Raw genomic sequence first — 26,312 nt, 5'->3', positions numbered from 1 at the left:
ACGAGACATCCTGTCTCGGTGGCGCACGGCGCACATCCATGTGCGCCGCCCTACGGGTGTCCTTTTGCTAACGCGAGTTACAAGCTTCGCAGCGCTGGAGATGGAATCTGAAGCCAAACCAAGGCAGCCAAGCTGAGCTGAGCCGGTGCTATATCTGACTCGAGATTGCCCGTCAGGACCATCTTGGCCCACAAAGTGACGGACAATCCGCATCGGACAGGGAGATCACAGACGATGTTTCGAGGAGTGCATGACAGCCTGTTGGTCGCCTACAGCGTCGACAGCATCAGCGAACGGCTGACACTGTCGCTGCAACCCCATCATGGTTCGGCGCCCGGCCCGTTCCGGATCGAATTTTCCGGTGTGGCCGCGCATCGCTTCGATGCACCGCTGCTACCGGCAATCGTGTCGGATATCGAGAAAATTACAGGCGCCAAGTTGCTGCGTGACGAGTGGGCGCAGATCGAATCGCGTTCAAGAGTCAACGGCTGGCCCGGCGGTTGGGCGGGGACGCTGGAGGCTGCGATTGAGCATACGGAACGCACGGCCCTGCACGGGTACCTGATCGATTCCAGCTATGGCTTGAACGGTTGGGTATTGGCGCGGACGGTCGAAATACGCATGGACGAGATTGTGCGCTGAAGTCCCTGGATCCCCGCCTTCGCGGGGATGACGGCGAGGGAACGTCATCGCGGGTAGTGCGGCGCGCCATTGCGGCGCGCCGCGTCGATACGCTCGCTTACTTCGCCGGCGCGAACACGACCTTCGTGCTTACCGCCACTTCGTTCGGAATGATCGACGTGTCGGCCCAGTCGCCGCCGCCCACGCCGAAGTCCAGGCGCTTGACCGTCGCCTTGCCGGTCAGCACCGGCTTGTCGCCGGCGGTCCAGGTGAAGTTCAAGGTCACCGGCTTGGTCGCGCCGCGCAGGTTCAGACTGCCGTCGGCGGCGTAGTTGTTGCCGCCCATGCTGCGGAACTTGGTCGCGGTGAAACGCGCCTGCGCGAACTTGGCGATGTTGAAGAAATCCGCGCCCTTGAGGGTGTCGTCGCGTTCGGCGTTCTTGCTGTTGGTGCCGGCCAGCGGGATCACCACGTCGAGCTTGGAGGTGTCCAGACGCGCCGGGTCGAAGCTCAATCGCGCGGTGAAACCGGGGAAGGTGCCGGCGAACACTTCGCCCTGGTACTTGGTGGCGAAGGTCAGGGTCGAGCCGGTCTGCTGCACGTAGTCGGCGGCGAGCGCGGGCGCGGCGGCGGCGAACAAGGCCGCGGCCAGGGCGAGGGATTTAATCTGCATTGCGATGCTCCGGAGAGGGGGAAGCGGGAGGAAGCGGTTCGGGCAGCACTTGCACGACGGTGACGTCGCGGATCGCGCGGAAGGTTCGTCGACCGCCCGGCAACATGCGGTTGAGGGTGTCGTCGTGCTGGAACAGGTGGTGATAGAACGCGGCGCCGGCATGCGCCACGACCAGCGCCAGCAGCAGCCAGAAACCGTATTCGTGGACTTGATGGCTCAGCTGCGCGAGCTCTTCGCCGCGCGGGGCGATCTTGGGCAGGTTGAACAGGCCGAAGTACTGCAGCGGATAACCCGAGGACGAATTGAAAACCCAGCCGGAAATCGGCAGGGCGAACATCAGGACATACAAGGCCCAGTGGGTGAGCGATGCGATGCGTTCCTGCCAGTGCGGGGTGCCTTCGACCGGCTTGGGCGCGCCGGCGTAGATCCGCCACAGCAGGCGTAGCACCACCAGGGTCAGCAGGGTCAGGCCGAGCGATTTGTGCAGGGCGTAGATCTTGATCTTCGACGGCCCGTTGCTCATGTCGGTCATGACCAGGCCGATCACGGCGATGGTCGCGATCAGCAGCACGACCAGCCAATGCAGCAACTGGCTGACGGCGCCCCATCGGTCGGCGGTGTTTTTCAAGGTCATCGGCTGGGCTCCGGTTGGGGCTTGGCTGCGCCGGGGTCGGCGGGTTGGGGCGTGCTGGGGTCGGCCTCGGCGGGCCGCGTGTCGCTGGCGTCGTCCGCGGGCTCGGCGCCGGCCGCGGCCGGTGCAGCGCCGACGTATTTGTCGCGTACCGCTTCGGCTTCGATGCGCAGTTCGACGTCGTCGCCGATCACCGACTTCCAGGCGTCGATGCCGAATTGCGCGCGGCTCAGACGCGCGCTCGCGGAGAAGCCGGCGGTGCGGTGGAACGGCGGCAGCGGATGGCGCTTGAGCTGGTTGAGCTTGACGTCCAGGCACAAGGGCTTGGTAACGCCGTGCAGGGTCAGTTGGCCGCAGACCTGGGCGCGGTCGGGATCGCCGGCGACTGGTTCGGTGCGTTCGGACACGAAGCGCGCGAGCGGGTAACGCTTGCCGTCGAGCAGGTTGGCCGCGAGCGTGGCCTTGTTCCATTTCGCGTCGCCCAGGTCGAGTCGGGTCAGCGGCACCTGCACGTCGAGCTGCGCGCTGCGCCAGTCGTCGCGATCGAAGCGCAGGGTACCGGCGCTGCCGGACACGGTGCCGATCGCCTGCGAGAAACCGGCGTGGGAAATCGCGAACATCACCCGCGTGTGCACCGGGTCGAAGCCGTAGGTCTCCAGCTCCGCGGCGGCCGCCGCCGACGGCAGGGCCGCGAGCACGGTCAGGGCGATGGCGCGGCGGTGGGTGGCGGACATGGCGGCTCCTACAAGGTCCCGGGATTCTAGGCACAGCCGAGTAAGGCCGTGTCGAGTCGTGCGCAACGATCCGTTTCGGGCGGCCGGTGCAGGCTTGATCGACCGTCCGCTCGACGGCTCGATCGTCCGGACCATCGGCGGGCCAATCGGACAGGCCGTCTCAGGATGAACTCCGGCCACGGCCGGCACGGCACCGAAAGTACGTATTTGCTTCGCGCGGCCCGATCGTCGAGCCTAATGCCTGGGGACATGGACTGCGCGCGCCCGGCAAAACTGTCAGGCGGGCGTCAGTGCGGGGTCAGGTCACTGTCAGGATAGAGTCATCGGCCGCCAGGACGGCGCGTCGGGGGAGAAGGAAGCCGGATGCTGCGATCGCTGTTATGCGCCTGCCTGGGCCTGTGCGCCGCCTTCGCGGCCGGTGCCGCCGTGCCCGAAGCGCCGCGCGCGCGCATCATCGGCGTGGCCGACGGGCTGCCGTCGAGCAAGGTCAACGGCATGGCCTTCGACCACGCCGGCTATCTGTGGCTGGCCACGACCGACGGCCTGGCGCGCTACGACGGCATCGGCATGAAGGTGTGGCGGCACACGCCCGGCGATCCGGGCTCGTTGCCCGGCAACGACCTGACCCTGGTCACGGTCGACGATCGCGACCGCATCTGGGTGTCGGCCGAGGGCCGCGGCCTGAGCATGATGGACGCGCGCCGCGCCGGCTTTGTGCATTACCGCCGCGCCGAGCAGCCGCGGATCGGCAGCGACGACACCTTCGCCGTCGCCAGCCGTAACGGCGAGGTATGGTTCGGCACTTACGGCGGCGGCCTGCACCGGCTCGACCGCAACGGCCGCATCCATCGCTACATGCCCAAGGACGGCGATCCGCACAGCCTGCCGTCGCCGACCGTGCTGTCGCTGAGCTTCGACGACCACGGCGATCTGTGGATCGGCACCTTCAAGGGTCTGGCGCGCTGGACCGGCAACGATTTCGAACGCATCGCCGTGCCCGGCCCGGACCCGACTCCGTGGGTGATGTCGGTCACGCCGGTCGGCGATCAGCTGTGGGTCGGCGCCAAGACCGGCCTGTACCGGCGCGAGCGCGACGGCCGCTGGACCGATCCGGATTACTCGGTGATGTTCGGCAATCTCAACGCGGTGCTGACCCTGGCGCCGGACCGCGACGGCAATTTCTGGCTCGGCACCCAGCGCAGCATCTGGCGCGCGGCGCCGGGCGCGGTGCCGTTGCCGGTGGCGCTCGGACCGTCGCGACCGGCGCGTCCGGTGCAGCAGATCGTCGGTCAGGACGATGGCTCGTTCTGGTTCCCACTGGCCGGCGTCGGCGTGGGTTACCTGCGTTCGGACTGGCGCCGCATCGCCCAGTACTCGCGCGAACGCGGCACCTTGTCGAGCGAGCTGTACACCGCGGTGACGCCGTCCTCGCGCGGCGGTTTCTGGCTGATCGGCGCGCGCGGCGAGATCGAGCGGCTGGGCCTGGACGGCGTGGTCGAGCCGGTCACCGACGGCCCGCACGACGCGATGGGCAAGGGCGGGATTCCGAATGCCGCGGTCGAGGACCGCAAGGGCCGATTATGGATAGCGACCAGCCGCAACAATCTGGTGCGGATCGATCCGTCGGGGATCTGGCGCGACTGGACCGTCGACACGCCCGAACCGGTGCTCGGCGGCGAACCCGACCGGATGGTGATCGCGCCCGACGGCACCTTGTGGATTTCCTATCTCACCGAAGGCCTGCAACAGCGCGACACCGACAGCGGCCAGGTGCTGGCTTCGATCCTGGTCGGCACCCAGCAGGGTATCGGCAGCGGCGATCTGGATTCGATGGCGTTCGCGCCCGACGGCGTGCTGTGGATCGCCTCCGGCCAGGGCCTGCTGCGTCGCGACGCGGCGCGTAACGTCATGCGTCCGGTGCCGGGGCTGCCGGCCGACCGGGTGTTCGGCTTCGTGTTCGAAAGCGCGTCCAGCCTGTGGTTGCAGCGCTTGAACGGCCTGGAGCATTACACGCTCGACAGTGGCGGCCGCTGGCGGCTGGAATCGCGCGCCGGGGTCGAGGACGGCATTCCCGCGGTCGAAGGCACCGGCCTGTTTCGCGATCGCGGCGGCAAGATCTGGTTGCCGACCTCGCGCGGTCTGTTCCGCTGGGACCCGCTGCGCCGCCAGTTGCGCCGCTTCGGCGTGCAGGACGGCATGAGCAGCCAGGAATTCCTGCGCCGCACCTCGGTGCTGACCCGCGACGGCGTGCTGGCCGCGTCGTTGTCCGACGGCAGCGTGGTGTTGATCGACACCGCCTTGCCCGATCCGCCGCCGCGCCAGCCGCGTTTGCAATGGCATCAGCTCGACGTGCGCCGGCATGGGCGCTGGGTGCCGCTGCCGCTGCAGAACCCGGCGCGCGCGTCGGGCTCCGAGCGCGCCTCGCGCTACGAATCGATGCCGTCGCTGGCGCCGGACGATCGCGAGATGCGCGTGCAGATGCGTCTGCTGTCGTTCGACGATCCGCAGGGCAATCGCTATTACACCCGCCTGGACGGTTACGACAACGACTGGGTCTCGGTCGGCGAAACCGGCGAGCGCGTATTCGCCGGCCTGCCGTCGGGCAATTACCTGCTGCATGCGCGCGCGGTCGACGCCAACGGCAACGTCGCCGAGGAACGAACGCTGGAATTCAACGTGCGCCCGCCGTGGTGGCGCACGCCGCCGGCATTGGCGGCGTTGATCGGATTGATCGCGTTGGCGGTGTGGTCGGGCGCGGCGGCGTGGCGTCGCCGGCTCAAGCGGCGCTTGTCGTGGCAACGCGCCGAGCACGAACGCGAAGTGGCCAAGCAGGCGTCGTTGGCGAAGACGCGGTTCTTGGCGACTTTGGGGCATGAGGTGCGCACGCCGATGACGGGTGTGTTGGGAATGAGCGAGTTGCTGCTCGACACGCAACTGGATGAAAGGCAGCGCGGCTATACGCAATCCATTCGTCGTGCTGGCGAACACTTGCTGCGGCTAGTCAACGACGCGCTGGATCTGGCGCGGATCGAGTCGGGCAAGCTGGAACTCGCCGACGAAGCCTTCGATCTGCGCGCGCTGGTCGATCAGGCCGCCGAGTTGATGCGGCCGCTGGCGCAGCAGCGTGGCTTGAGCTTCGAGGTGAAGGTCGCCGCGAGCGCGCCGCAGGGCCTGCGCGGCGATCCGAGCCGGGTCTGCCAGGTGCTGATGAACCTGATCGGCAACGCGATCAAGTTCACCGAGGTCGGGCGGGTCGGGCTGGTGGTCGAAGCACTGTCGCCACAGGGCGTGCGCTTCGAAGTCGCCGACACCGGGCCGGGCTTGAACGAAGAACAGAAGGCGCGTTTGTTCCGCCGCTTCGAGCAGGCCGAGGGCGCGCGCACCGCGGCGCGTTACGGCGGCAGCGGGTTGGGGCTGGCGATCTGCCAGGAGCTGGCGGCGGCGATGGAAGGGCAGATCGCGGTGTACAGCGAGCCGGGGCAGGGGGCGCGGTTTGTATTCGATTTGCCGTTGCCCATCGCGGAGCCGCCGCGGGTGGTTGCCGGTTCAACGCCGGAGCCTTCCTTGCGTGGCTTGCAGGTGGGGCCTTTAGCTTTGCTTTTGGTCGAAGACGATCCGACCGTGGCCGAGGTGATCGCTGGTCTGTTGCGCGTGCAGGGCCATCGCGTGACCCATGTCGCCAACGGTCTGGCGGCGCTGGCCGAAGTGGCGACCGCGAATTTCGATCTGGCCTTGCTCGATCTGGACCTGCCCGGCATCAACGGACTCGATCTGGCCCGCCAGTTCCGCGCGCAAGGTTTCGCTCAGCCGCTGATCGCGGTGACCGCGCGCGCCGATGCCGATGCCGAACCGCAGGCCAGCGCGGCCGGATTCGACCGCTTCCTGCGCAAACCGGTGACCGGCGCGATGCTGGCCGATGCCTTGCGCGCGGTGTTGCAGCCGACCACGGAGCCGGCGGCCGGCGAATAAGCGGCCGTCGCGACGATTCGATCGCTGGGCGATGCAGCCGACCGAGCGCGCGTAGGGCATGAGCCCGACGCGATTGTTCCGCTTCGCCCGATCGCTTCGAGTACGTCGCAATTCGAGCCGCTGCAGGCGACCCGACGACGACGAAGCGCTGCCTCAACGCAGCCGCTTCGGCGCAGAACCGTGACGTCGCGCGTCTTTACCCACGATTCGATAGGGATCCACGCCCCGCCCGGTGGACCTGCGCGGTCGCGCGCTTGCGCCCGACCGGGGCCGTTGCGACGATAGCGCACCGGCCTTACCGGGAGAGAATCGCTCGCGGTCCAGGAGGAGTCCGTGTTGGGACGTAATCTGTGTCTGCTCCTGCTGTTGTTGTTCGGCGCTCAGTTCGCCATGCAGGCGCAGGCCCGCCTTCCGGAAACTCCGCGCTTCCGCCGCTTCGGCCAGGAACAGGGGCTGCCCAAGTCGGTGCTGGCGATGGAGCTCGACCAACAGGGCTATCTGTGGATCGCCACCGAGGACGGTCTGGCCCGCTACGACGGCGTCGCCTTCAGCACCTGGCGCCACACCATCGGCCTGTCCGGCTCGTTGCCGGACAACATGCTCGAAGACCTCTACATCGACGGGCGCGACCGGATCTGGGTCGCCAGCCGCGACGGCCTGGCCTGGCTCGGCAGCGATCGCAAGGAATTCGTCCGCGTCGCGTTCGGCGGCGCCGACGCCTCGTGCAGCGACGATGTGTCCTATCTGACCGGCACCCCCGACGGCGCGATCTGGACCGCGACCTACGCCGGCCACATGTGCCGCATCGCCCCCGACGGCCGCAGCGTGCAGCGCTTCGTGCCCGGCGTCGGCGCCGGCGCGCGCCTGCCGCACGGGCCGATCACCGCCTTGCTCGCCGATGCGCGCGGCCGCCTGCTGGTCGGCACCTTGCACGGCTTGACCCGCTTCGACAACGGACGCTTCGGCCCGGTCGGCCGCGACGAAACCGCCGGCGTGCGCATCGGCGAGTTGTCGCAGGATGTGGACGGCGCGGTCTGGGTCGGCAGCCAGCGCGGCCTGTTCCGGCTCGACGCCAACGACCGCATGACCCCGGCGCCGTGGTCGCTGGGCGAGGAAGCGGCCAATGCGATCGTGATCGGCGACCTGACCGGCGGCCGCTGGATCGGCACCACCGCCGGCCTGTACCGGGTCGACGCCGACAACAACGTGCGGCTGTTGCAGGACGATGCCGGCGACGGGCTGTGGGACCGCCGCAGCGGCCTGATGCAGATGCTGCGCGACAACGAAGGCGGCATCTGGTTCGTTACTTATTCGCAAGGCTTGGTGTATCTACCGCCGGACTGGAACCGGTTCGCTTCGATCACCTCGGTCGGCAGCAGTCAGATCGACCGGCTCGATGCGCGCGACATCGCGCCCGACGGCGACGGCGGCTTCTGGCTGCTGACCGCGACCGATCTGTATCGATTGCGCCGCGGCAGCGGCGTGCTCGAAACCGTCGCCGACAGCCGCGGCCTCGGACTGAAGTGGATGCACACGCTGTTCCTGCGTCCTGACGGCACGCTGTGGATCGGCCATTCCACCGGTCTTAGCCTGTTCGATCCGCTCACCCGCCAGGCGCGGGCGTGGCCGTTCGCGGCTTCTTCGAGCGCCGCCTCGGCGAGCACGGCGACGACCGCGTCGCAGGACCTCGGCGCGACCGTGTGGTTTCTGCACGAGTTGCCCGACGGCGGCCTGTGGCTGTGGTTCTCCGACGGCACCGTGCATCGCTACCGCGCCGACGGCACCGAACTGCCGCCGGGCGAGGCCGAGCGCGTGCTCGCGAGCAGCGGTTTCGTGACCGGCGCCGGCACCTTCGTGCAAGGCCCCGACGGCCAGCCCTGGTTCGCCGGCATCACCGGACTCAAGCGCTGGGACGGCCAGCGTTTCGTCGCCGTCGCCGGCGGCGATATCGACGATATCCAGGTGATGAGCTTCGCCGGTCCGCAGCGCCTGTGGCTGGCGCGCAAGGGCGCGCTGGAGGCCTACCGCTGGCAGGACGGCCGGTTGCGGCCGGAACTGCGCATCGACAACAACGCCGGCTATCCCGACACCAATGTCTCTGGCCTGCTGGTCAGCCGCAACGGCACGGTCTGGGCGACCACCGCGCGCGGTCTGCTGATGATGTCGCCCGACGCCAAGCGGCTGCGCCTGTTCGGCCTTGGCGACGGCATTCCCAATGTCGAACTGACCCGCACCTCGCCGCATCGCGGCGCCGACGGCGTGGCCGCGGCGCTGTCGCTGGACGGGCTGGTGCTGTTCGACCTGGACACGCCGTTCCCGGCCGCGCGACCGCCGCGCCTGACCCTGGAAAGCCTCAGCGCGCGACGCGAGGAGGACGAATGGTCGCTGCCGGTCGATCGCGGCAGCATCCAGCTGGAATCCGACGATCGCGATCTGCGCGTGGTCGCGCGGCTGATGTCGTTCCTGGATCCGCGTTCGCACGTGTATCGCTTCAAGCTGGAGGGTTACGACCCGGACTGGATCGAACAGCGCGCCAACGGCGAACGGGTGTTTTCGCGCCTGGAACCGGGCGACTACCGCCTGCTGGTCAAGGCCGCGGGCGCCGACGGCATCTGGTCCGAACCGGTCGGATTTTCGCTGCACGTCAAGCCGCCGTGGTGGCGCGCGACCTGGGCGCAGATCGTGTTCGCATTGATCGCGCTGGCGTTGCTGGCGATCGGCGCGATCGCCTATCGCCGTCGGCTGGGTCGGCGCAGCGACTGGCAGTTGGCCGTGCACAAGCGCGAAGTCGCCGAGCAGGCGTCGGAGGCGAAGACGCGCTTCCTGGCCACGCTGGGGCATGAGGTGCGCACGCCGATGACGGGTGTGTTGGGGATGAGCGAGTTGTTGCTCGATACCCAACTGGATGAGAAGCAGCGCAGCTACACGCAATCGATCAGACGCGCTGGCGAACACCTGTTGCGGTTGGTCAACGATGCGCTGGATCTGGCCCGGATCGAATCGGGCAAGCTGCAACTCGAGGACCGTGCGTTCGATCTGCGCGCGATGGTCGAGGAAGCCGCCGAGCTGATGAAGCCGCTCGCGCGCCAGCGCGGGCTGGAATTCCGCATCGACATCGCCGACAGCGCGCCGCAGGGCCTGCGCGGCGATCCGAGTCGGGTCCGCCAGATCCTGATGAACCTGCTCGGCAACGCGATCAAGTTCACCGAGCAAGGCACGGTAAGCCTGCGCGTGGATGCGCTGGCGCCGCAGGGCGTGCGCTTCGAAGTCGCCGACACCGGGCCGGGTTTGAACGAAGAACAGAAGGCGCGTTTGTTCCGCCGCTTCGAACAGGCCGAGGGCGCGCGCACCGCGGCGCGTTACGGCGGCAGCGGGCTGGGTTTGGCGATCTGTCAGGAACTCGCCGCGGCGATGGATGGGCATGTCGCGGTGGTCAGCGAGGCGGGGCAGGGGGCGCGGTTTGTTTTGGATTTGCCGTTGTTGGAGGTGGAGGTGCCGCGGGTGGCTTCACCTTCAACGCCGGAGCCTTCCTTGCGTGGCTTTCAGGTAGGCGCGCTGGCTTTGCTTTTGGTCGAAGACGACGCCACCGTCGCCGAAGTCATCGGCGGTCTGCTGCGCGCGCAAGGGCATCGGGTCAGTCACGTGCCCAACGGCCTGGCCGCGCTGGCCGAGCTCGCGACCGCGCGTTTCGATCTGGCCTTGCTCGATCTGGACCTGCCCGGCATCAACGGCCTGGATCTGGCCCGCCAGTTCCGTGCCCAGGGCTTCACCCGCCCGCTGATCGCGGTGACCGCGCGCGCCGACGCCGATGCCGAACCGCAGGCGCAGGCGGCCGGCTTCGGTGTATTCCTGCGCAAGCCGGTGACCGGCGCGATGCTGGCCGAGGCGATCACCACGGTGCTTGCGCGCGCGGACGGCGATTGAATGATTGCATCGGGTTGCATGCCGCATGGACGCGTCGAACCGCAAAGGACAGCCCCCAACACGCGACCCGCGTCGGTGCGCGCGCGTGGCCTGCGCTGGGCGTGGCTGTTGCTGATCGCGCTCGCGTCGGTGCTCGCCTCGGTGTCCGCGCCGGTGCTCGCCGGTCTGCCGGAAACGCCGCGCCCGCGTCAGCTGACCGTCGCCGACGGCCTGCCGTCGAACACCATCAGCCGCATCGCCGAGGACCGCTTCGGCTATCTGTGGATCGCCACCAGCGAAGGGCTGGCGCGTTACGACGGCATTTCCTATCAAGTCTGGCGGCGCGAGCAGGGCCTGCGCGACAACTACCTGTGGGCGGTGCATGTCGACGCCCACAACCGGGTCTGGATCGGCACCGGCCAGTCGGGTCTGGCGATGCTCGATACCGACCGCAAGACATTCCGTTACTACAACCGCGCCAACACCCCGGGCATGGGCGACGACACGGTCTGGTCGATCGCGTCCACGCCCGACGGCGCGCTGTGGTTCGGCACCCAGCACGGCGGCCTGCATCGCATGGCCAGCGACGGCTCGGTCACCCGCTACATGCCGCGCGAAGGCGATCCGCGCAGCCTGCCCAGCGACGGCATTTCCAATCTCGCCGTCGCCCCCGACGGCAGTCTGTGGATCAGCACCCTGGCCGGCGCGGCGCGCTGGACCGGACGCGATTTCGAACGCGTGCCCGAGCACGCGCTGAGTTCCGATCTGGTCAACACGATCAGTTTCGAAGCCGACGGCACCGCCTGGTTCGGCACCCCGCACGGCGTCGGCGTGCGCCGGTCCGACGGGCGTTTTGAGGCCAAGCCGTGGGCGCAGGTCGCGCCGAGCATGAACGTCCTCGATGTGTTGCGCCGCGATCGCACCGGTCAGTACTGGTTCGATCTGCCGCAAGGCCTCGGCATCGGCACCATCGACGGAGTCGGCGTGGTGCCGTTGTTCAGCACCGCCAGCCAGGGCTTGGTGCGGCCGAGCTGGTCGGGTGCCTACGAAGATCGCGAAGGCGGCCTGTGGTTCGCCAGCAACGGCCACGGCCTGTGGTATCTGCCGCCGAACTGGCGCCAGTTCTCGGTATTGACCCGACGCCTGGAGGATCCGACCACCTTGTCGAACGCGCACGTGCGCGGCATCGCGCCGGCGCGCGGCGGCGACATGTGGCTGGTCGGCAGCGGCGGCGTGCTCGACCGGCTCGATCCGGAGAGCGGAAAAATCACCCACGTCGCCAAGGATTTCAGCGGCAACCTCGGCCTGGAACGGGTGCTGCAGGATCGCCACGGCATGGTCTGGGTGACCTATTACGGCGGGCTGGCACGGATCGATCCGGCCACCGGCGCGCACCGCAACTGGAGCGACACCGACAGCCGCGATCCCGCGCCCGGCGGCACCAGCGAACTGGTCGAGAGCCAAGGCTTGCTGTGGGTGGTCGGCAGCGACGGCGAGCTGCAGGCGCGCGACGCCGACGGCCACGTGGTCGATGCGTTCAAGTTCGGCGAGCGCGGCCTGCCGGAGTACCTGACCCTGGAGCTGGCCGGCAACGGTCTGGACGATGAGTTGTGGATCAACGGCTCGCAGGGGCTGTGGCGTTTGAACGGCAATACGCGCCGGTTCGAACGCGTCGCCGGTTCGCCGCAGGTGCAGATCGATGCGTTCGCGCTGGAAGGCCGGCAGCGGGTGTGGATCGCGAGCTTCGGCGAACTGACCGCGTACCGCTGGGACGGCCTGCGCCTGCGCCGCGATTTCAGTATCGGCGCGCGCCAGGGGTTGCCGTTGACCGATGCGCGCGGGCTCACCGTCGACAGCGCCGGACGCCTGTGGATGACCACCACGCGCGGTCTGGTGCGGGTCGATCCGCAGGCGCGTTCGGTGCGCGTGTACGGGGTCAAGGACGGCCTGCCGAGCCAGGAATTCGCCGGCAAACCGGTGCCGCGTCCGGGCGACGGCCGCATTCTGATCGGCAGCCCGGAAGGCTTGATCTTGTTCGATCCGGCGGTGGTGCGGCCGGCCCGCAATGCGCCGCCGCTGGTGATCGAAACCATCGAAGTGCGGCGCGGCAATCAAAGCGTCGCGTTCGCCACCAACGCCGGCGTGGCCGCGAACGCGCAGGCCGACACCGGCAAGCGCGCGGGCGCCGGCCGCGCCACCGTCGATGCGATCGCCGCGGCGACCGCCGGACGGCGTTCGTCGGTGCCGTCGGTGCGCATCGCCGATGGCGATCGCGATCTGCGCATCGTCGCGCGGCTGCTGTCGTTCAACAACGCGCAGACCAACCGCTATCGTTTTCGTCTGAGCAATTACGACCCGGGCTGGGTCGATGTCGGCGCCAACGGCGAGCGTCTGTTCTCGCAGCTGCCGCCCGGCGATTACCGCCTCGAGATCATGGCCAAGACCGCCGACAACGTGTGGACGCCGGCGCAGGTGATCGACCTGCACGTCGATTCGCCGTGGTGGTGGAGCTGGTGGGCGCTGGCCGGCGTGCTCGCGCTGTGCGCGCTGCTGATGCTGTGGGTGTTGCTGGCGCACCGCAATCGCTTGCAGCGGCGTTTGTCCTGGCAACGCGCCGAGCACGAGCGCGAAGTGGCGAAGCAAGCTTCGTTGGCCAAGACGCGGTTCCTCGCCACATTGGGGCATGAGGTGCGTACGCCGATGACGGGTGTGTTGGGGATGAGCGAGTTGTTGCTCGATACCCAACTGGATCAGAAGCAGCGTAGTTATACCCAGTCGATTCGCAGCGCTGGCGAACACCTCTTGCGGTTGGTCAACGACGCGCTGGATCTGGCCCGGATCGAATCGGGCAAGCTGGAACTGGCCGATGAGCCGTTCGATCTGCGCGCGCTGGTCGACGAGGCCAGCAAATTGATGGCGCCGCTCGCGCAGCAGCGCCGTCTCGCGTTCGAAGTCATCGTGGCGGCGAACGCGCCGCGCGGGCTGCGCGGCGATTCCAGCCGGGTCTGCCAGGTGCTGATGAATCTGCTCGGCAACGCCATCAAATTCACCGAGGAAGGCAAGGTCAGTCTGCGGGTCGAGGCGTTGGCGCAGCAGGGTGTGCGTTTCGAAGTCGCCGACACCGGGCCGGGTTTGAACGAAGAACAGAAAGCGCGGCTGTTCCGCCGTTTCGAACAGGCCGAGGGCGCGCGCACCGCGGCGCGTTACGGCGGCAGCGGACTGGGCTTGGCGATCTGCCAGGAACTGGCCGCGGCGATGGAAGGACACATCAGCGTCCATAGCGAGCCGGGGCAGGGCGCGCGGTTCGTGTTCGATTTGCCGTTGGCTGAAGTAGATCCGCCGCGGGTGGTCGGGAGTTCAACGCCGGAGCCTTCTTTGCGTGGCTTGCAGGCGGGGCCTTTGGCGTTGCTTTTGGTCGAAGACGATCCGACCGTCGCCGAGGTCATCGCCGGTCTGCTGCGCGTGCAGGGCCATCGCGTGACCCACGTCGGCAACGGCCTGGCCGCGCTGGCCGAGGTGGCTACCGCCAACTTCGACATGGCCCTGCTCGATCTGGACTTGCCCGGCATCAACGGGCTCGACCTGGCCCGGCAACTGCGCGCGCAAGGCTTCGTCCAGCCGATGATCGCGGTGACCGCGCGCGCCGATGCCGACGCCGAACCGCAGGCCAGCGCGGCCGGTTTCGACCGGTTTCTGCGCAAGCCGGTGACCGGCGCGCTGCTCGGCGAGGCGATCGATGCGATGCGCTCGAAGATGGCGCCGCGGTTGGGTTGAGCGCGGTGTCGGCGCGGACGAAGCTGCGCGGCTTGCGACCAATCCGCGCTGGCAGCAGGCAAAAGAAAAGCCGGCGTTAAGCCGGCTTTCTTCGTTGCAATCGCGCCGGACTCAGCGCGCGCTCAACTCATGCACCGCCTGCACCAGCACGCCGACATGATCGGGATTCATGTCCGGCGACATGCCGTGGCCGAGGTTGAACACGTGGCCTTCGCGCGAGCCGGCATTGCCGTCGCGGTAATCGTCGAGCGCGATGCGCACTTCGTTGCGGATCGCGTCGGGCGTGGCGTACAAGGTGACCGGATCGAGATTGCCCTGCAGCGCGACGCGCGCGTCGATGCGGCGCGCGGCTTCGCCCAGGCCGATGGTCCAGTCCACGCCGACCGCTTCGGCGCCGCTGGTCGCGAGTTCTTCCAGGTAGGGATCGTTGCCCTTGCCGAACAGGATCAGCGGCGCGCGGTCCTCGACCTCGCCGCGCGGCAGTTCGGCGGCGATGCGCTGCAGGTAGCGCAGCGAGAACTCGCGGTACATCGCCGGCGACAGCACGCCGCCCCAGGTGTCGAACACCTGCAGCGCCTGCGCGCCGGCGAGGTGCTGAGCCTTGAGGTATTCGATCACCGCGTCGGTGACCACGCTCAGCAGCTGGTGCATCGCGGCCGGATCGTTGAGCGCGAGCGACTTGACCTTGGAATAGTTGTCGCTGCCGCCGCCTTCGATCATGTAGCAAGCCAAGGTCCACGGGCTGCCGGAGAAACCGATCAGCGGCACCGAGTTATTGAGTTCGCGGCGGATCGTGCGCACCGCGTCCATCACATAGCGCAGTTCGGTTTCCATGTCCGGCACGGCGAGCTTGGCGATGTCGTCGGCGCTGCGGATCGGACGTTCGAACTTCGGGCCTTCGCCGTCGGCGAAGTACAGGCCCAGGCCCATCGCGTCGGGCACGGTGAGGATGTCGGAGAACAGGATCGCCGCGTCGAGCGGAAACCGGCGCAGCGGCTGCAGGGTGACTTCGCAGGCCAGCTCCGGGTTCTTGGCCAGATTGAGGAAGCTGCCGGCCTGGGCGCGGGTGGCGCGGTACTCCGGCAGATAGCGGCCGGCCTGGCGCATCAGCCATACCGGGGTGCGGTCGACGGGTTGGCGGCGAAGCGCGCGCAGGAAGCGATCGTTGGTGGGGGCTTGGCTGGTCATGTGGGGTCGGGCTGGCCGGTTGTTCGTAAGGATGTGGGTGGGTGCGGGGGCGCTTGGAGAGCAAAAGCGAATCCCCCTGGCCCCCGTTTTACAAAGGGGGGAACCCGGTAGGTGGGTATGGCGGTGCGGGTGGCTTCGCGGGTGTGCGCGGCTGCGTTACTGGCGCGACTGCGGCGCGGTACGAATCAATCCGAAGCGGCGCGACTGCAACAACCGCGCTCCGCCCAGAAGGATTCCCCCCTTTGCAAAAGGGGGGGCAGGGGGGATTCGCTTTTCCCACCCGACCGATTCGACCCCACAAACCCATCATCGCGGCGCTTCAGCGCCCTGACTGAACATCAACTGGAACCCGCGCTTGAGCTGCTGGTCGCGCGCCTGTTCCAGCGCCTTCAAGGCGCCGTCGTGGTCGAGGAACACCTCGCGCCGGACCGTGCTGCGGCCGCCGATCTGGCCGGTCTCGCGCACCAGGGTCCAGCCGCCGAGCAAGTCGGGCTGAAGCATCAGTTGCACGAAGCGCGGGGCTTCGCGGCCGTCGGGCCGTTGTTGAAGGAGTAGGCGCACCGGGCGATTGTAGCGGCTGCGGGGTTGCATCCGGGTGGGCAGGGTGTCGCGGTCCCCGCGTGGCTGCGTTGCAGCCATGGCGCGATCGAGGTGCTAGGCCCCGCGCCGCCGGTCTTCACACCCCGCGAAAGCCGCGCCGGTACGCCGACGGCGAGGTCCCCAGCCGCGCGGCGAAATGCTGGCGCAGCGAGGCCGCGGTGCCGAAACCGGTCTGCGCGGCGATCGCGTCCAGCCCGTGCTCGCTGGTTTCCAGCATCCGTTGCGCGCGCGCCAGGCGCTGCCCGGCCAGCCATTCGCCGACGGTGGTGCCGGTGGCGTCGCGAAAATGCCGGGTGAAGCTGCGCCGGCTCATCAACGCGCGTTGCGCCAGCGCATCCAGGCTGTGGGCTTGATCCAGATGCGCCAGCGCCCAGGCCAGCACCGCGGCCAAGCGGTCGTCCTGGGCCGAGGCCGGCAACGGTTGCTCGATGTACTGCGCCTGCCCACCCTGGCGATGTGGCGCGACCACCAGCCGGCGCGCGACCCGATTGGCGATCTCCGCGCCGTGCCGGCGCCGCAACAGGTGCAGGCAACAGTCCAGCGCGGCGGCGGTGCCGGCCGAGGTGGTGATGCGGCCGTCGTCGACATACAGCACGTCGCGTTGCAGTTCGACCCGCGGATAGCGCGCGGCGAAGTGTTCGCTCCAGCCCCAGTGAGTGGTCGCGCGGCGGCCGTCGAGCAGGCCGGCCTCGGCCAGCACATAGGCGCCCAGGCACAGGCCGACGATGTGCGCGCCGCGCTCGTGCGCGCGCCGCAGCGCCTTGAGCAAGGTCTCGGGCGGACGCTCCTCGCCGTCGCGCCACGACGGCACGATCACCGTATCGGCCCAGTCCAGCGACTTGAGTCCATACCGGGTGGCGATGTCGAAACCGGCGTGGGTGCGCAGCGGCGCTGGTTCGGCCGCGCACACGCGCAAGTCGAAGCGCGGCAGATCGCCCTCGCCGCGGTTCTCGAACACCAGGCAAGGCACGGACAGGTGGAACGGGCTGATCCGGTCGAAGGCGACCACGGCCAGGCGGCTCATCGCGATGTCGATATTCATGGCCCGATTCTATCGAATATTGTCGTTCGGGCCACTATCGGGCCGGGCGGCGCGAGCGAACAATGAGCGCCACTTCCTTCCTCTGCTTCTTCGGAGCACGGCCATGAGCATCGAAACCCGCAAGCGCGCCCTCGTCGTCATCGACGTACAGAACGACTACTTCGCCGACGGCCTGCCGATCGAATACCCGCCTGTCGAACGCACCCTGCCCAACATCGGCCGGGCGATGGACGCCGCGCGCGCTGCCGGCGTCCCGGTGGTGGTGGTGCAGAACACCGCGCCGGCCGGAACGCCGGTGTTCGACAAGGCCTTGCCGGGTTGGCAGCTCAACGACGTGGTCGCGAGCCGCCCGCGCGATCACTACATCGAAAAGAATCTGCCCAGCGTGTTCGCCGGCACCGACTTCCAGGAGTGGTTGCAGGCCAACGGCATCGACACGATCAGCGTGATCGGCTACATGACCCACAACTGCGACGCCTCGACCGTGTTCGAGGCCGCTCACCTTGGTTATCACGTCGAGTTCCTGCACGACGCCTCGGGTTCGCTGTCGTACGAAAACAGCGCCGGCTTCGTCAGCGCCGAGGATATCCACCGGGTGTTTTCGGTCGTGTTCCAAAGCCGCTTCGCCGCGGTCGCGAGCACCGACGAATGGATCGACGCGGTGCGCAGCGGCGCGAGCCTGCAGATCGATAATCCGTATGCGTCGAATCAGCGGGCTCGCGCGCGCAACAAGATCGCCGCCTGATTGGGTGGATAGTTCGATGGGTTGAGTAAAACGATGAAGCCTCGCGCAAGCGAGGCTTCATCGTTATCTGTGGATAGAAGGCGACAGCGGCGCCGAAGCGACGGCTTCTCAGTTCTGCGCCAAAACGCCCAACACCGCCTCATCGGCCACGCCCGACACGATCCGCGCCGCGCCGGCCGCATCCCACAGGATGAAGCGCAAACCGGCGGCGTCGGCCTTCTTGTCCAGACGCATGCGCGCAAGCAGCGCCTGCGGATCGAGCCCGGCCGGAATCGCGGTCGGCAGGCCCAGGCGTTCGAGCAGGCGTTGCAGGCGATCGGCATCGGCCGAACCGGCGCGGCCCAGCGCGGTAGACAGCCGCGCCGCCAGCACCATGCCGACCGCGACCGCTTCGCCGTGATTCAAGCCGTCGCCGGTGGTGCCGGCATAGCCTTGTTCGGTTTCGATCGCATGGCCGAAGGTGTGGCCGAAATTGAGCATGGCGCGGTCGCCGCGTTCGAACGGATCGCGCGCGACCACCTCGGCCTTGTAGCCGCAACTGCGCGCGATCGCCTCGGCCAGCGCTTCGTCGTCGCGCGCCAGCAGCGCGTCGGCCTGCTGTTCCAGCCACACCAGGAAACTCGCGTCGAAGATCGCGCCGTACTTGACCACTTCGGCCAGGCCCGCGCGCAGTTCGCGCTCGGGCAGGGTGCGCAGCGCGGCGGTGTCGGCGATCACCGCGCGTGGCGGATGGAACGCACCGACCAAATTCTTGCCCGAAGGCAGATCGACCGCTGTCTTGCCGCCGACCGAGGAATCGACCATCGCCAGCAAGGTGGTCGGCAACTGCACGCAGTCGATGCCGCGCATCCAGCAGGCCGCGGCGAACCCGGCCAGATCGCCGACCACGCCGCCGCCGAGCGCGATCACGGTCGCGTCGCGGGTCGCGCCCAGCTCGGCCAGCGCGTGCAGGCATTCGCCGAAACGGGCGAGGGTTTTTTCGTGTTCGCCTGAGGGGATCACGAAGCTCGCCACGCTCAGTTCCGGCCTGGCCGCGTTCAGGGCCTGGCGCACGCGATCGAGATAGAGCGGGGCGACATTGCGATCGCTGACGATCAGCGCATGCCGCCCGCGCAGCGGTTTGGCCAGGCGCGCGCCGTCGTCGAGCAGGCCGGGGGCGATCTCGATGCTGTAGCTGTTGTCGCCTGCGACTTCGACCTTGCGGACCGCACTCATGGATTGACCTCGGAAACGGATGGGGACGGCGGCGCGGCGACGCGCCGCCAATGACGATCGAGCGCGAGCGCGAGCTGGGTCGCGGCTTCGGCCGCGGTCATCGCGGCGGTGTCGAAACGCAGGTCGGCGACTTCGGCGTAGAACGGCGCGCGCGCCTGGGCCAGATCGCGCAATACCTGTTCGCGATCGCCGCGTGCGAGCAACGGCCGGCTGCGATCGGCGGCGAGCCGTTCGAGCTGCTGTTCGACGCTGACTTGCAACTGCACCACGAACCCGCGTTCGCGCAGCAGGCGGCGGTTGTCGGCAGCGAGCACCGCGCCGCCGCCGGTGGCCAGCAGCAGGCCGTCGGTTTGCAGCAGCTCGGCGAGCACCGCGCTTTCGCGGGCGCGAAACCCGGCCTCGCCCTCGTGCTCGAAGATCGCGGTCACGCTGGCGCCGGTGCGCTGCTCGATTTCGCGGTCGGCATCGGCCAGGCGCAGGCCGTAGCGCTCGGCCAGGCGCTTGCCGATGCAGGTCTTGCCGGCGCCCATGGGGCCGACCAGGATCAGATTGCTCGCCGGATTCATGCCGCGATTGTAGGCCAGCCCGGCCCGCGCTTGCGTGGCCTTAACGCAGGTCGGCCTAGGCTCTGCGTTCCGTCGCCGCCCCGCGCGCGCGGCGGCCGCGTCGACTCAATCGTTTCATCCATAACCGTTTTCAGGAGAAAGCCCATGTCGGTCGCCAAGGTCATCGAACTCAACAGTTCCTCCACGCTCGGCATCGAGGACGCGGTCAAGACCGGCCTGGCCAAGTGCGCCGAATCGGTCAAGGACATCCAGGGCGCCTGGGTCAACGACATCAAGGTCGTTACCGACGCCGCCGGCAACGTGCAGGAATGGCGGGTCAATCTGAAGGTTACGTTCGTGGTGAAGTAAGTCGCGGTGACGCGAGTTGTCGCGCGGTCTTCGCGCGGATCGGCCTTCGGGTCGTAACCATGACCCCGGGGTCCCGCAGTGCGGGGCGTCGGGGTTTTGTTTTGCTCGTCATTCCCGCGAAGGCGGGAATCCAGGGCTCTATCGAATCTGAGACACGATGTCTGGTCAAACCGCTTTTTGCTCGTCATTCCCGCAAACGCGGGAATCCAGCGACTTGAACGTAGGTCAGGCAGGCGTCGTCGTTACCGTTGTCGCGCCAAAGTCACTGGATTCCCGCCTTCGCGGGAATGACGGTAGGAGAGGGCGCGGTTATGGCAGCATTGTGGGCAGGGAAGAAATGCTGATTGAGTCTGAACACCAGCATTTTTTACGCTATTTCCATCAAACCCCACGCACCCATCAAACCACCCGCCGCCCCTCATCCAACTTCACCGTCCAATCCGCGATCGCGGGCAACTCAGCCAACGCCTGCCGGCTGACCCGCTCGAACAAACTCACGAACCGTTCGACCTGCTCCCGCGTCATCGCCTGGCGCTGCGGCCGTTTCGCCTGCATCGCCTGCTCCTGCTGCCAGCGCCAGTCGGCGACGATGCCGAACCCCGGTGGTTGCAGAAACAGCAGCCGGTCAAGGCGCGACCACAGCGCCGGATAGTTGTGAGCCAGAGCACGATTGCAATACGCGCGCCACACGCCGTCGCGATCGTGCTCGCGTTCCAGCGCATTGATCGGGATGCGCAATGCATCCTCATCCTGCGCCGGCGTTTTCAGAAACCAGCCCTCGAACACGGTCAGGTCGACCGCGCCGACGCGGCGCCAGCGCGACGGCGACACGCGCGTATCGCGCAACTTGTCGAAACGCGGCAGGCGCGTGGGCTCGCCGGCGCGCAGGCGGTCGAGCACGTCGCAGCCCAGGGCCAGATCGTGGGTGCCCGGCGACCCGCGCGTGGCCAGCAAGGGATGCACCGTGCGGCCCAGGCGTTGACGTTCGCCGCGGCCCAGGTAGAAATCGTCGATCGATAGCACCGCGGTGGACAGCCCTCGATGCCGCGCCAACGCCGCCACCTGCCGTGCCAGCGTCGATTTGCCGCTGCCCTGCAAGCCGCAGATCGCATAGATTCGCGCATCCGCCGCCAGCGCATCGTCCAGCACCGCGGCGACCAGCGCGGCATCGAAACCCGCGGCGGTGGGGCTGCTTTCGACGGACGGATGTATGGCGGACAGATGTTCAGCGGACAGATGCAGGCGCGGCGACATGGGATCACAATAGCGCAATGACCACGACCCACGACCTGCACAACGAAGCCCTCGCCACCTTCGACACCCTGTTCGAAGAAGCCCGCGTCGCCGGCGAGCCCGACCCCACCGCGATGACCGTCGCGACCGCGTCGCTCGACGGCCGTCCGTCCGCGCGCACCGTGTTGCTCAAGGCCCACGACGCCCGCGGTTTCGTCTTCTACACCCACCTCGACGGGCGCAAGGGCCGCGAATTGCAGGCCAATCCGCACGCGGCGCTGCTGTTCCACTGGCCGCGGGTGCGGCACGCGGTGCAGGTGCGGATCGAGGGCGCGGTGGAAATCGTCGGCGACGCCGAGGCCGATGCCTATTTCGCCACCCGCGCGCGCGGCAGCCAGCTCGGCGCATGGGCGTCGAAGCAATCGGAAACGCTGGAAGGCCGCGACACCTTCGAACAACGCCTGGCTCAGGTCGAACAGCAGTTCGAAGGCCGCGAGATTCCGCGGCCGCCGCGTTGGACCGGGCTGCGCGTGCGTCCGGAAAAAATCGAATTCTGGTACGGCGCCGATTTCCGCCTGCACGAGCGCTGGCTGTACGAATCCGATCGCGCCGGCGAGTGGTCCAAGCGGATGCTGTATCCGTGAAAGCCGGTTGGCGCGTGCGTCGCGCCGAAGCGGCGGATCGGGCCGAGTGGTCGCTGCTGCGCGAAGCGCTGTGGCCCCAGGAAGACGCCTCGCGCCATCCCGAGGACATTGACGAGCTGCTGTCGCGTCCGCACAACGCGGTGGGGTTTCTCGCGCTCGACGCCGGCGGGATCGCGCGCGGTTTCGCCGAAGCGACGCTGCGCGGCGATTACGTCAACGGCACCGACGGCTCGCCGGTCGGTTTTCTCGAAGGCTGGTACGTGCAGCCCGAATTCCAGCGCGAAGGCGTGGGCCGGGCCTTGATCGAGGCGGTGGAACGCTGGACCGTGCAATGCGGTTGCAGCGAACTGGCCTCCGACGCGTTGCTCGACAACCTCGACTCGCATCGCGCGCACGAGGCGTGCGGCCTGCGCGAAACCGAACGCGTGGTGTATTTCCGCAAGCGTCTGCGCGACGGCGGCTGACCGGCCGCCGTTGCGCGCTCAGCGCTCGCGCTTGTACCAGAACGCTTCGTCGATGCGCGCCATGCCGGCGCGTTCGTAGAACCCCACCGCCTCGGGCACCGAGGCCAGGATCAGGCTCACGGTCGGGCCGAGTTGGCGGCGGGTTTCGTCGAGCAGGCCCTTGCCGATGCCCAGGCCCTGCGCCGAGGGCGACACGGCGAGTTCGGACAGATAGCACGACCACGAGAAGTCGGTGAAACACCGGGCCACGCCGATCAGTTCGCCGTGCGGGTGATCGCGGCGCGCGGTCACTATCAGATTGGCGTGGTCGAGCATGGTCTGCAGGCGAGGCGTGTCGTCGACCGGGCGGATCGCGCCGAGGCCGGAATCGACCAGCACGCGGCGGAAATCGGCGACGTCGATCGTGGCTTCGCGGGCGTAGACAATGGCGGGCGATGGGCTCATGCGCGGCAAGATCGCATCGTGGTTGGGGGTACACAATTGATGTTCGTCATTCGTGTGCCGGGAATCGGGAGTCGGGAAGCGGAGCCCGATATTCGGAACTTGTGGCTTGGGATCGGGATCGGAGCTCGCGATTCACAGCCGACCGCGACTAATGCAACTTGCTGCCGAGGCCACGAGGTCTTTTGTGGGAGGGGCTTCAGCCCCGACGCTTTTCGCTCAGCCGCGGTGATGCCGACCACTCATGAGTGGATGCGGCGATCTGAGGCGGAAGCGTCGGGGCTGAAGCCCCTTCCACAAAAGACTTCGCAGACCTTTCAGCTTTTGAAGGACTGGTGGCAGAAGCGACAGCGATTCCGGCAAGCGGGATACCGCCCTCAGCCAGCCCTTCGCTTCGCCCAGCCCTCAATCACCTCGCTCAACGCATCCAACCCCGCCGTCAGCGCCGCCGGTCCGGGCTGCAGGATGATCGGCGACTTGATCTCGTGCAGTTCGCCGTCGCGCACCGCCGGCACCTCGCTCCAGCCTTCGCGCGCGCTCACTTGCTCGGGTCGGAATTTCTTGCCGCACCAACTGCCCAGGATCAGCTCGGGCGCGCGGCGCACCACGTCCAGCGGATCGGCCAGGATGCGGTCGCGCGCGAGCGACATCGCCGCATGCTCCGGGAATACGTCGTCGCCGCCGGCGATGCCGACCAGTTCCGAGACCCAGCGGATGCCGGTGATCTGCGGCGTGTCCCATTCCTCGAAATACACCTTCGGCCGCCGCGGCAGCGCGGCGGCGCGTTCGCGCGCGAGGGCGATGCGCTGTTCCAGTTGCGCGACCAGCGCGCCGGCGCGGTCGCCCGCTCCGACCAGCGCGCCGAGCCGATGCACGTAATCGAGGATGCCCTCGACGCTGCGGTGATTGCTGATCCACACCTCGATGCCATGCTTGATCAGCGCGCTGGCGATGTCCGCCTGGATATCGGAAAAGCCGATCACGAAATCCGGGCGGAGCTTGAGGATCTCGCCGATCTTGGCGCTGGTGAAGGCGCTGACCTTGGGCTTTTCCTTGCGCGCGATCGCCGGGCGCACGGTGAAGCCGCTGATGCCGACGATCCGGTCCTGCTCGCCGAGCAGGTACAGGGTCTCGGTGGGTTCCTCGGTGAGACAGACGATGCGTTGCGGGCCCATGCGGCCTTTGCGGTGACGAAGGAAGCGCGATTGTCGGTCAGCGGGGGATTCGGCGCGAGGCCGCGGCCTGGTTTGCGGCGCATGGCGCGGCCGCGAAACCGCGCACTTTGGCTGCACTGCAGCAATTAATCAGCGAAAAGCCCGCCGCATTCACCCCAATCCCGCCCGTTCATCACAATTCACCCCCGTATGGTGCGCTGCGGCGTGCCAGAACCATACCCGTTCGTACAGTCGGCGCGTCAGTACCGCTGACGTCCACACACGATCGGGAGGGATCATGTCGCGACTCCGTTTAGGCCGCCTGCTCGGCGCGCCGTTGCTTTGGGCCGGCCTGTTGTTGGCCAGCGCGTTTCCGGCCGCGGCCGACGATTACACCAAGACCCGCTATCCGGTGGTGCTGGTGCATGGCTTGTTCGGTTTCGATTCGATCGCCGGGGTTTACGGCTATTGGTTCGGCATTCCGCAGGCGCTGACGTCCGGCGGCGCCAAGGTGCATGTCGCCCAGGTCACCGCGGCCCAGTCCAACGAAGTGCGCGGCGAGGAACTGATCGATCAGCTCGAAACCCTGCAGGCGCTGCATGGCTACAGCAAGTTCAATCTGATCGGTCACAGCCAGGGCGGCCCGACCGCGCGTTACGTCGCGGCGGTGCGTCCGGATCTGGTTGCGTCGATGACCTCGATCGGTTCGCCGCACGCCGGCAGTAAGGTCGCCGATTTCGTCGGCACGGCGCTGCCCGAAGGCTCGCCCTTGCGTCCGCTGGTGGCGTCGTTCATCAACGCCTTCGCCGATCTGATCGGACTGGTGTCGGGCAGCAACACGCCGCAGGACTCGCTGGCCGCGCTGAAGGCGCTCGACAGCGCCGGCTCGGCGCGTTTCAACGCGCGCTATCCGCAAGGCAAGCCGAGCACCGCCTGCGGCGCGGGCGCGGCCAAGGTCAACGGCGTCGGCTACTACTCGATGGGCGGCACCTCGCGTTCGACCAACGTGTTCGACGGATCGGACGTGGCGATGGTCGCCGGCGGCCTGTTGTTCGGCGGCGAAGCCAACGACGGTCTGGTCGGCCGCTGCTCCTCGCATTGGGGCCAAGTGCTGCGCGACGACTACGACTGGAATCATCTCGACGAGGTCAATCAGATCGCCGGTTTGCGCGGGGTGTTCAGTTCCAGCCCGACCAGCGTGTACCGCGCTCACCTCAACCGCCTCAAGAACGCCGGTCTGTAATCGATGCGGCCCAAGGCGCTCACGATCGCGGCGGGCCTTGCGCTCGCCGCGGTCCTTTCGGCGTGGTGGTGGGGCTCGGCGCCGTGGTTGGGTTCCAAGCCGCTGATCAGCGAAGTGGATGCCGGTCCGATCGGCGAGCCTAGTGAACCGGGCGAATTTGCGCCGAGGGACGAACGCACCGCGAATGCATCCGCGAGCGCGCCGTCGTCCGGCGATTCGCTGCGCGATACCGACGTCGACGGCGCGCTGCGCCTGGACGCGCGCGGCCAGCCCTTGCCAGATCGCGAACTGCGCCGCCTGTTCGATTACTTCCTGGCCCGCAGCGGCGAGCAATCGCCCGAGGCGATCCGTTCGGCCTTGCTCGGCTATTTGCAGAGTCAACCGCCAGCGCCGGAATTGCGACCCGACGCATTGGCGACCGTGCTGGCCTGGTTCGATGCCTATGTCGCCCTGGAACGCGATTGCGTCAGCATCGCCCAGCGCGAAACCGAGCCGGCGGCGGCGATGGCGCGGGTGCGTTCGCTGCGTCGCGAACGCCTGGGCCAAGTGCTCGCGGACAACTGGTACGCGCAGGAAGAACGCGACTACGACCGCGCCGACGCGCGGCGCAAGCTGTGGGCCGACCGCAGCCTCGACCCGGCCACCCGCGAGCGACGCCTGGCCGAACTTGATGCCGATCTGGACCCGCAACAGCGCGAACTGCAGGCGCAGAGCGCGCAACTCGACGTGGCGATGCAGCAGAGCCGCGAGTTCGAACGCAATCGCACCGATGCAGGCACGCGCTTCGCCGAGCGCGAATCGCTGTATGGCCGCGAGGCCGCGCAACGCCTGGCCGAACTCGATCAACGCAAGGCGCGGTGGAACGATCGAGTACGCAGCTATGCCGCGCAGCGCCAGCGGGTGCTGGCCGATGTCGATCTCAGCGATGCGCAGCGCCAGCAGCGCTTGTCCGGCTTGATGCAGGGATTCGATCCGAACGAACGTCGGCGCGTGGATGCGCTGACCCGCAACGGGATGTTGCCGGGGCAGTGAGGTGGCGCGATCGGTTTCGCGGATGCTGTTTTGGCCTTGCGTTGCCGAAACGCAGATCATGCGCCTGCATCGCCTGACAATGCTTGCGCCGT

General features: G+C 67.9%; 20 protein-coding genes and 1 pseudogene. 10 read left to right on the top strand and 11 right to left on the bottom strand.

Going from position 1 to position 26,312, the window contains the following annotated elements:
• Nucleotides 1–246: 246 nt before the first annotated feature.
• Nucleotides 247–642, top strand: coding sequence for a hypothetical protein (locus ASD86_RS25225; protein ID WP_056117195.1), 396 nt, complete (start codon nucleotides 247–249; stop codon nucleotides 640–642).
• A gap of 97 nt (nucleotides 643–739) precedes the next feature.
• On the opposite strand, the gene ASD86_RS25220 is transcribed toward ASD86_RS25225, so the two are convergent.
• The 3 genes and pseudogenes from ASD86_RS25220 to ASD86_RS25210 form a co-directional block, all read right to left on the bottom strand.
• Nucleotides 740–1,294 (bottom strand): YceI family protein, encoded by a 555-nt coding sequence (locus ASD86_RS25220; protein ID WP_056117192.1) that lies wholly within the window; start codon nucleotides 1,292–1,294, stop codon nucleotides 740–742.
• Nucleotides 1,295–1,385: 91 nt separating this feature from the next.
• Nucleotides 1,386–1,928, bottom strand: a pseudogene (locus ASD86_RS25215) (cytochrome b); the annotation flags it as partial.
• Entirely contained in the window at nucleotides 1,925–2,659 is a 735-nt protein-coding gene (locus ASD86_RS25210) for a YceI family protein (protein ID WP_056117190.1), read from the bottom strand. The gene ASD86_RS25210 and the pseudogene ASD86_RS25215, both read right to left, overlap by 4 nt.
• Nucleotides 2,660–3,022: 363 nt before the next feature.
• Here ASD86_RS25210 and ASD86_RS25205 point away from each other — a divergent pair, with 363 nt between their 5' ends.
• From ASD86_RS25205 to ASD86_RS25195, 3 genes are all read left to right on the top strand, one after another.
• Nucleotides 3,023–6,628 (top strand): hybrid sensor histidine kinase/response regulator, encoded by a 3,606-nt coding sequence (locus ASD86_RS25205; protein ID WP_056117188.1) that lies wholly within the window; start codon nucleotides 3,023–3,025, stop codon nucleotides 6,626–6,628.
• A 333-nt stretch (nucleotides 6,629–6,961) separates the two neighbouring features.
• Nucleotides 6,962–10,552 carry an ATP-binding protein gene (locus ASD86_RS25200; protein WP_157477127.1) on the top strand — a complete coding sequence of 1,197 codons (3,591 nt, stop codon included), beginning with the start codon at nucleotides 6,962–6,964 and terminating at the stop codon, nucleotides 10,550–10,552.
• A 75-nt stretch (nucleotides 10,553–10,627) separates the two neighbouring features.
• The gene (locus ASD86_RS25195; protein WP_162253742.1) at nucleotides 10,628–14,305 is read left to right on the top strand and encodes an ATP-binding protein; all 3,678 of its coding nucleotides are present in this window, start codon (nucleotides 10,628–10,630) and stop codon (nucleotides 14,303–14,305) included.
• A gap of 111 nt (nucleotides 14,306–14,416) precedes the next feature.
• On the opposite strand, the gene hemE is transcribed toward ASD86_RS25195, so the two are convergent.
• The 3 genes from hemE to ASD86_RS25180 all read right to left on the bottom strand — a co-directional run bounded on the left by hemE (nucleotide 14,417) and on the right by ASD86_RS25180 (nucleotide 17,135).
• A complete protein-coding gene (hemE, locus tag ASD86_RS25190; protein WP_056117184.1) occupies nucleotides 14,417–15,493 on the bottom strand; it encodes a uroporphyrinogen decarboxylase in 1,077 nt (358 codons plus the stop codon).
• A gap of 306 nt (nucleotides 15,494–15,799) precedes the next feature.
• Nucleotides 15,800–16,054, bottom strand: a complete 255-nt coding sequence (locus ASD86_RS25185) for a WGR domain-containing protein (protein WP_036109104.1) — start codon at nucleotides 16,052–16,054, stop codon at nucleotides 15,800–15,802.
• A 115-nt stretch (nucleotides 16,055–16,169) separates the two neighbouring features.
• Nucleotides 16,170–17,135 (bottom strand): helix-turn-helix domain-containing protein, encoded by a 966-nt coding sequence (locus ASD86_RS25180; protein ID WP_235567898.1) that lies wholly within the window; start codon nucleotides 17,133–17,135, stop codon nucleotides 16,170–16,172.
• 103 nt (nucleotides 17,136–17,238) lie between these two features.
• Between ASD86_RS25180 and ASD86_RS25175 the strand changes: the two genes are divergently transcribed.
• Nucleotides 17,239–17,880 carry a cysteine hydrolase family protein gene (locus ASD86_RS25175; protein WP_056117183.1) on the top strand — a complete coding sequence of 214 codons (642 nt, stop codon included), beginning with the start codon at nucleotides 17,239–17,241 and terminating at the stop codon, nucleotides 17,878–17,880.
• A 108-nt stretch (nucleotides 17,881–17,988) separates the two neighbouring features.
• On the opposite strand, the gene aroB is transcribed toward ASD86_RS25175, so the two are convergent.
• Together aroB and ASD86_RS25165 are read right to left on the bottom strand one after the other, a co-directional pair.
• Nucleotides 17,989–19,095, bottom strand: coding sequence for a 3-dehydroquinate synthase (aroB, locus tag ASD86_RS25170; RefSeq protein ID WP_056117181.1), 1,107 nt, complete (start codon nucleotides 19,093–19,095; stop codon nucleotides 17,989–17,991).
• Nucleotides 19,092–19,661 (bottom strand): shikimate kinase, encoded by a 570-nt coding sequence (locus ASD86_RS25165; protein WP_056117179.1) that lies wholly within the window; start codon nucleotides 19,659–19,661, stop codon nucleotides 19,092–19,094. The genes aroB and ASD86_RS25165 overlap by 4 nt, the downstream gene beginning before the upstream one ends.
• 144 nt (nucleotides 19,662–19,805) lie before the next feature.
• Here ASD86_RS25165 and ASD86_RS25160 point away from each other — a divergent pair, with 144 nt between their 5' ends.
• Entirely contained in the window at nucleotides 19,806–20,009 is a 204-nt protein-coding gene (locus ASD86_RS25160; RefSeq protein WP_036109095.1) for a dodecin family protein, read from the top strand.
• Between the two features lie 399 nt (nucleotides 20,010–20,408).
• On the opposite strand, the gene ASD86_RS25155 is transcribed toward ASD86_RS25160, so the two are convergent.
• On the bottom strand, nucleotides 20,409–21,263 hold the full coding sequence (locus tag ASD86_RS25155) for a kinase (RefSeq protein ID WP_235567897.1): 855 nt from the start codon (nucleotides 21,261–21,263) through the stop codon (nucleotides 20,409–20,411).
• Between the two features lie 17 nt (nucleotides 21,264–21,280).
• Between ASD86_RS25155 and pdxH the strand changes: the two genes are divergently transcribed.
• A complete protein-coding gene (gene pdxH / locus ASD86_RS25150) occupies nucleotides 21,281–21,886 on the top strand; it encodes a pyridoxamine 5'-phosphate oxidase (RefSeq protein ID WP_056117177.1) in 606 nt (201 codons plus the stop codon).
• Nucleotides 21,883–22,350, top strand: a complete 468-nt coding sequence (gene aac(6'), locus ASD86_RS25145; RefSeq protein WP_056117175.1) for an aminoglycoside 6'-N-acetyltransferase — start codon at nucleotides 21,883–21,885, stop codon at nucleotides 22,348–22,350. The genes pdxH and aac(6') overlap by 4 nt, the downstream gene beginning before the upstream one ends.
• Nucleotides 22,351–22,368: 18 nt before the next feature.
• Here aac(6') and ASD86_RS25140 read toward each other — a convergent pair whose 3' ends face one another.
• Entirely contained in the window at nucleotides 22,369–22,794 is a 426-nt protein-coding gene (locus ASD86_RS25140) for a GNAT family N-acetyltransferase (RefSeq protein ID WP_056117173.1), read from the bottom strand.
• Nucleotides 22,795–23,168: 374 nt separating this feature from the next.
• A complete protein-coding gene (locus ASD86_RS25135; protein ID WP_056117171.1) occupies nucleotides 23,169–23,966 on the bottom strand; it encodes an ABC transporter substrate-binding protein in 798 nt (265 codons plus the stop codon).
• Nucleotides 23,967–24,243: 277 nt separating this feature from the next.
• On the opposite strand from ASD86_RS25135, the gene ASD86_RS25130 reads away from it, so the two are divergent.
• Nucleotides 24,244–25,188 (top strand): triacylglycerol lipase, encoded by a 945-nt coding sequence (locus ASD86_RS25130; RefSeq protein WP_056117169.1) that lies wholly within the window; start codon nucleotides 24,244–24,246, stop codon nucleotides 25,186–25,188.
• A gap of 3 nt (nucleotides 25,189–25,191) precedes the next feature.
• Nucleotides 25,192–26,220 (top strand): lipase secretion chaperone, encoded by a 1,029-nt coding sequence (locus tag ASD86_RS25125; protein ID WP_056117167.1) that lies wholly within the window; start codon nucleotides 25,192–25,194, stop codon nucleotides 26,218–26,220.
• Nucleotides 26,221–26,312: the final 92 nt, after the last annotated feature.

Source organism: Lysobacter sp. Root690, from assembly GCF_001427785.1.
Taxonomy (GTDB): Bacteria; Pseudomonadota; Gammaproteobacteria; order Xanthomonadales; family Xanthomonadaceae; genus Lysobacter.
This window is presented reverse-complemented; position numbering and strand designations above follow the sequence as displayed.

Bases quoted from the DNA above. Each gene is read 5' to 3' on its own strand.
- ASD86_RS25220 (WP_056117192.1), bottom strand. From the start codon at position 1,294: ATGCAGATTAAATCCCTCGCCCTGGCCGCGGCCTTGTTCGCCGCCGCC.
- ASD86_RS25210 (WP_056117190.1), bottom strand. From the start codon at position 2,659: ATGTCCGCCACCCACCGCCGCGCCATCGCCCTGACCGTGCTCGCGGCC.
- ASD86_RS25205 (WP_056117188.1), top strand. From the start codon at position 3,023: ATGCTGCGATCGCTGTTATGCGCCTGCCTGGGCCTGTGCGCCGCCTTC.
- hemE (WP_056117184.1), bottom strand. From the start codon at position 15,493: ATGACCAGCCAAGCCCCCACCAACGATCGCTTCCTGCGCGCGCTTCGC.
- ASD86_RS25180 (WP_235567898.1), bottom strand. From the start codon at position 17,135: ATGAATATCGACATCGCGATGAGCCGCCTGGCCGTGGTCGCCTTCGAC.
- ASD86_RS25175 (WP_056117183.1), top strand. From the start codon at position 17,239: ATGAGCATCGAAACCCGCAAGCGCGCCCTCGTCGTCATCGACGTACAG.
- aroB (WP_056117181.1), bottom strand. From the start codon at position 19,095: ATGAGTGCGGTCCGCAAGGTCGAAGTCGCAGGCGACAACAGCTACAGC.
- ASD86_RS25165 (WP_056117179.1), bottom strand. From the start codon at position 19,661: ATGAATCCGGCGAGCAATCTGATCCTGGTCGGCCCCATGGGCGCCGGC.
- ASD86_RS25160 (WP_036109095.1), top strand. From the start codon at position 19,806: ATGTCGGTCGCCAAGGTCATCGAACTCAACAGTTCCTCCACGCTCGGC.
- ASD86_RS25155 (WP_235567897.1), bottom strand. From the start codon at position 21,263: ATGTCGCCGCGCCTGCATCTGTCCGCTGAACATCTGTCCGCCATACAT.
- pdxH (WP_056117177.1), top strand. From the start codon at position 21,281: ATGACCACGACCCACGACCTGCACAACGAAGCCCTCGCCACCTTCGAC.
- ASD86_RS25140 (WP_056117173.1), bottom strand. From the start codon at position 22,794: ATGAGCCCATCGCCCGCCATTGTCTACGCCCGCGAAGCCACGATCGAC.
- ASD86_RS25135 (WP_056117171.1), bottom strand. From the start codon at position 23,966: ATGGGCCCGCAACGCATCGTCTGTCTCACCGAGGAACCCACCGAGACC.
- ASD86_RS25130 (WP_056117169.1), top strand. From the start codon at position 24,244: ATGTCGCGACTCCGTTTAGGCCGCCTGCTCGGCGCGCCGTTGCTTTGG.
- ASD86_RS25125 (WP_056117167.1), top strand. From the start codon at position 25,192: ATGCGGCCCAAGGCGCTCACGATCGCGGCGGGCCTTGCGCTCGCCGCG.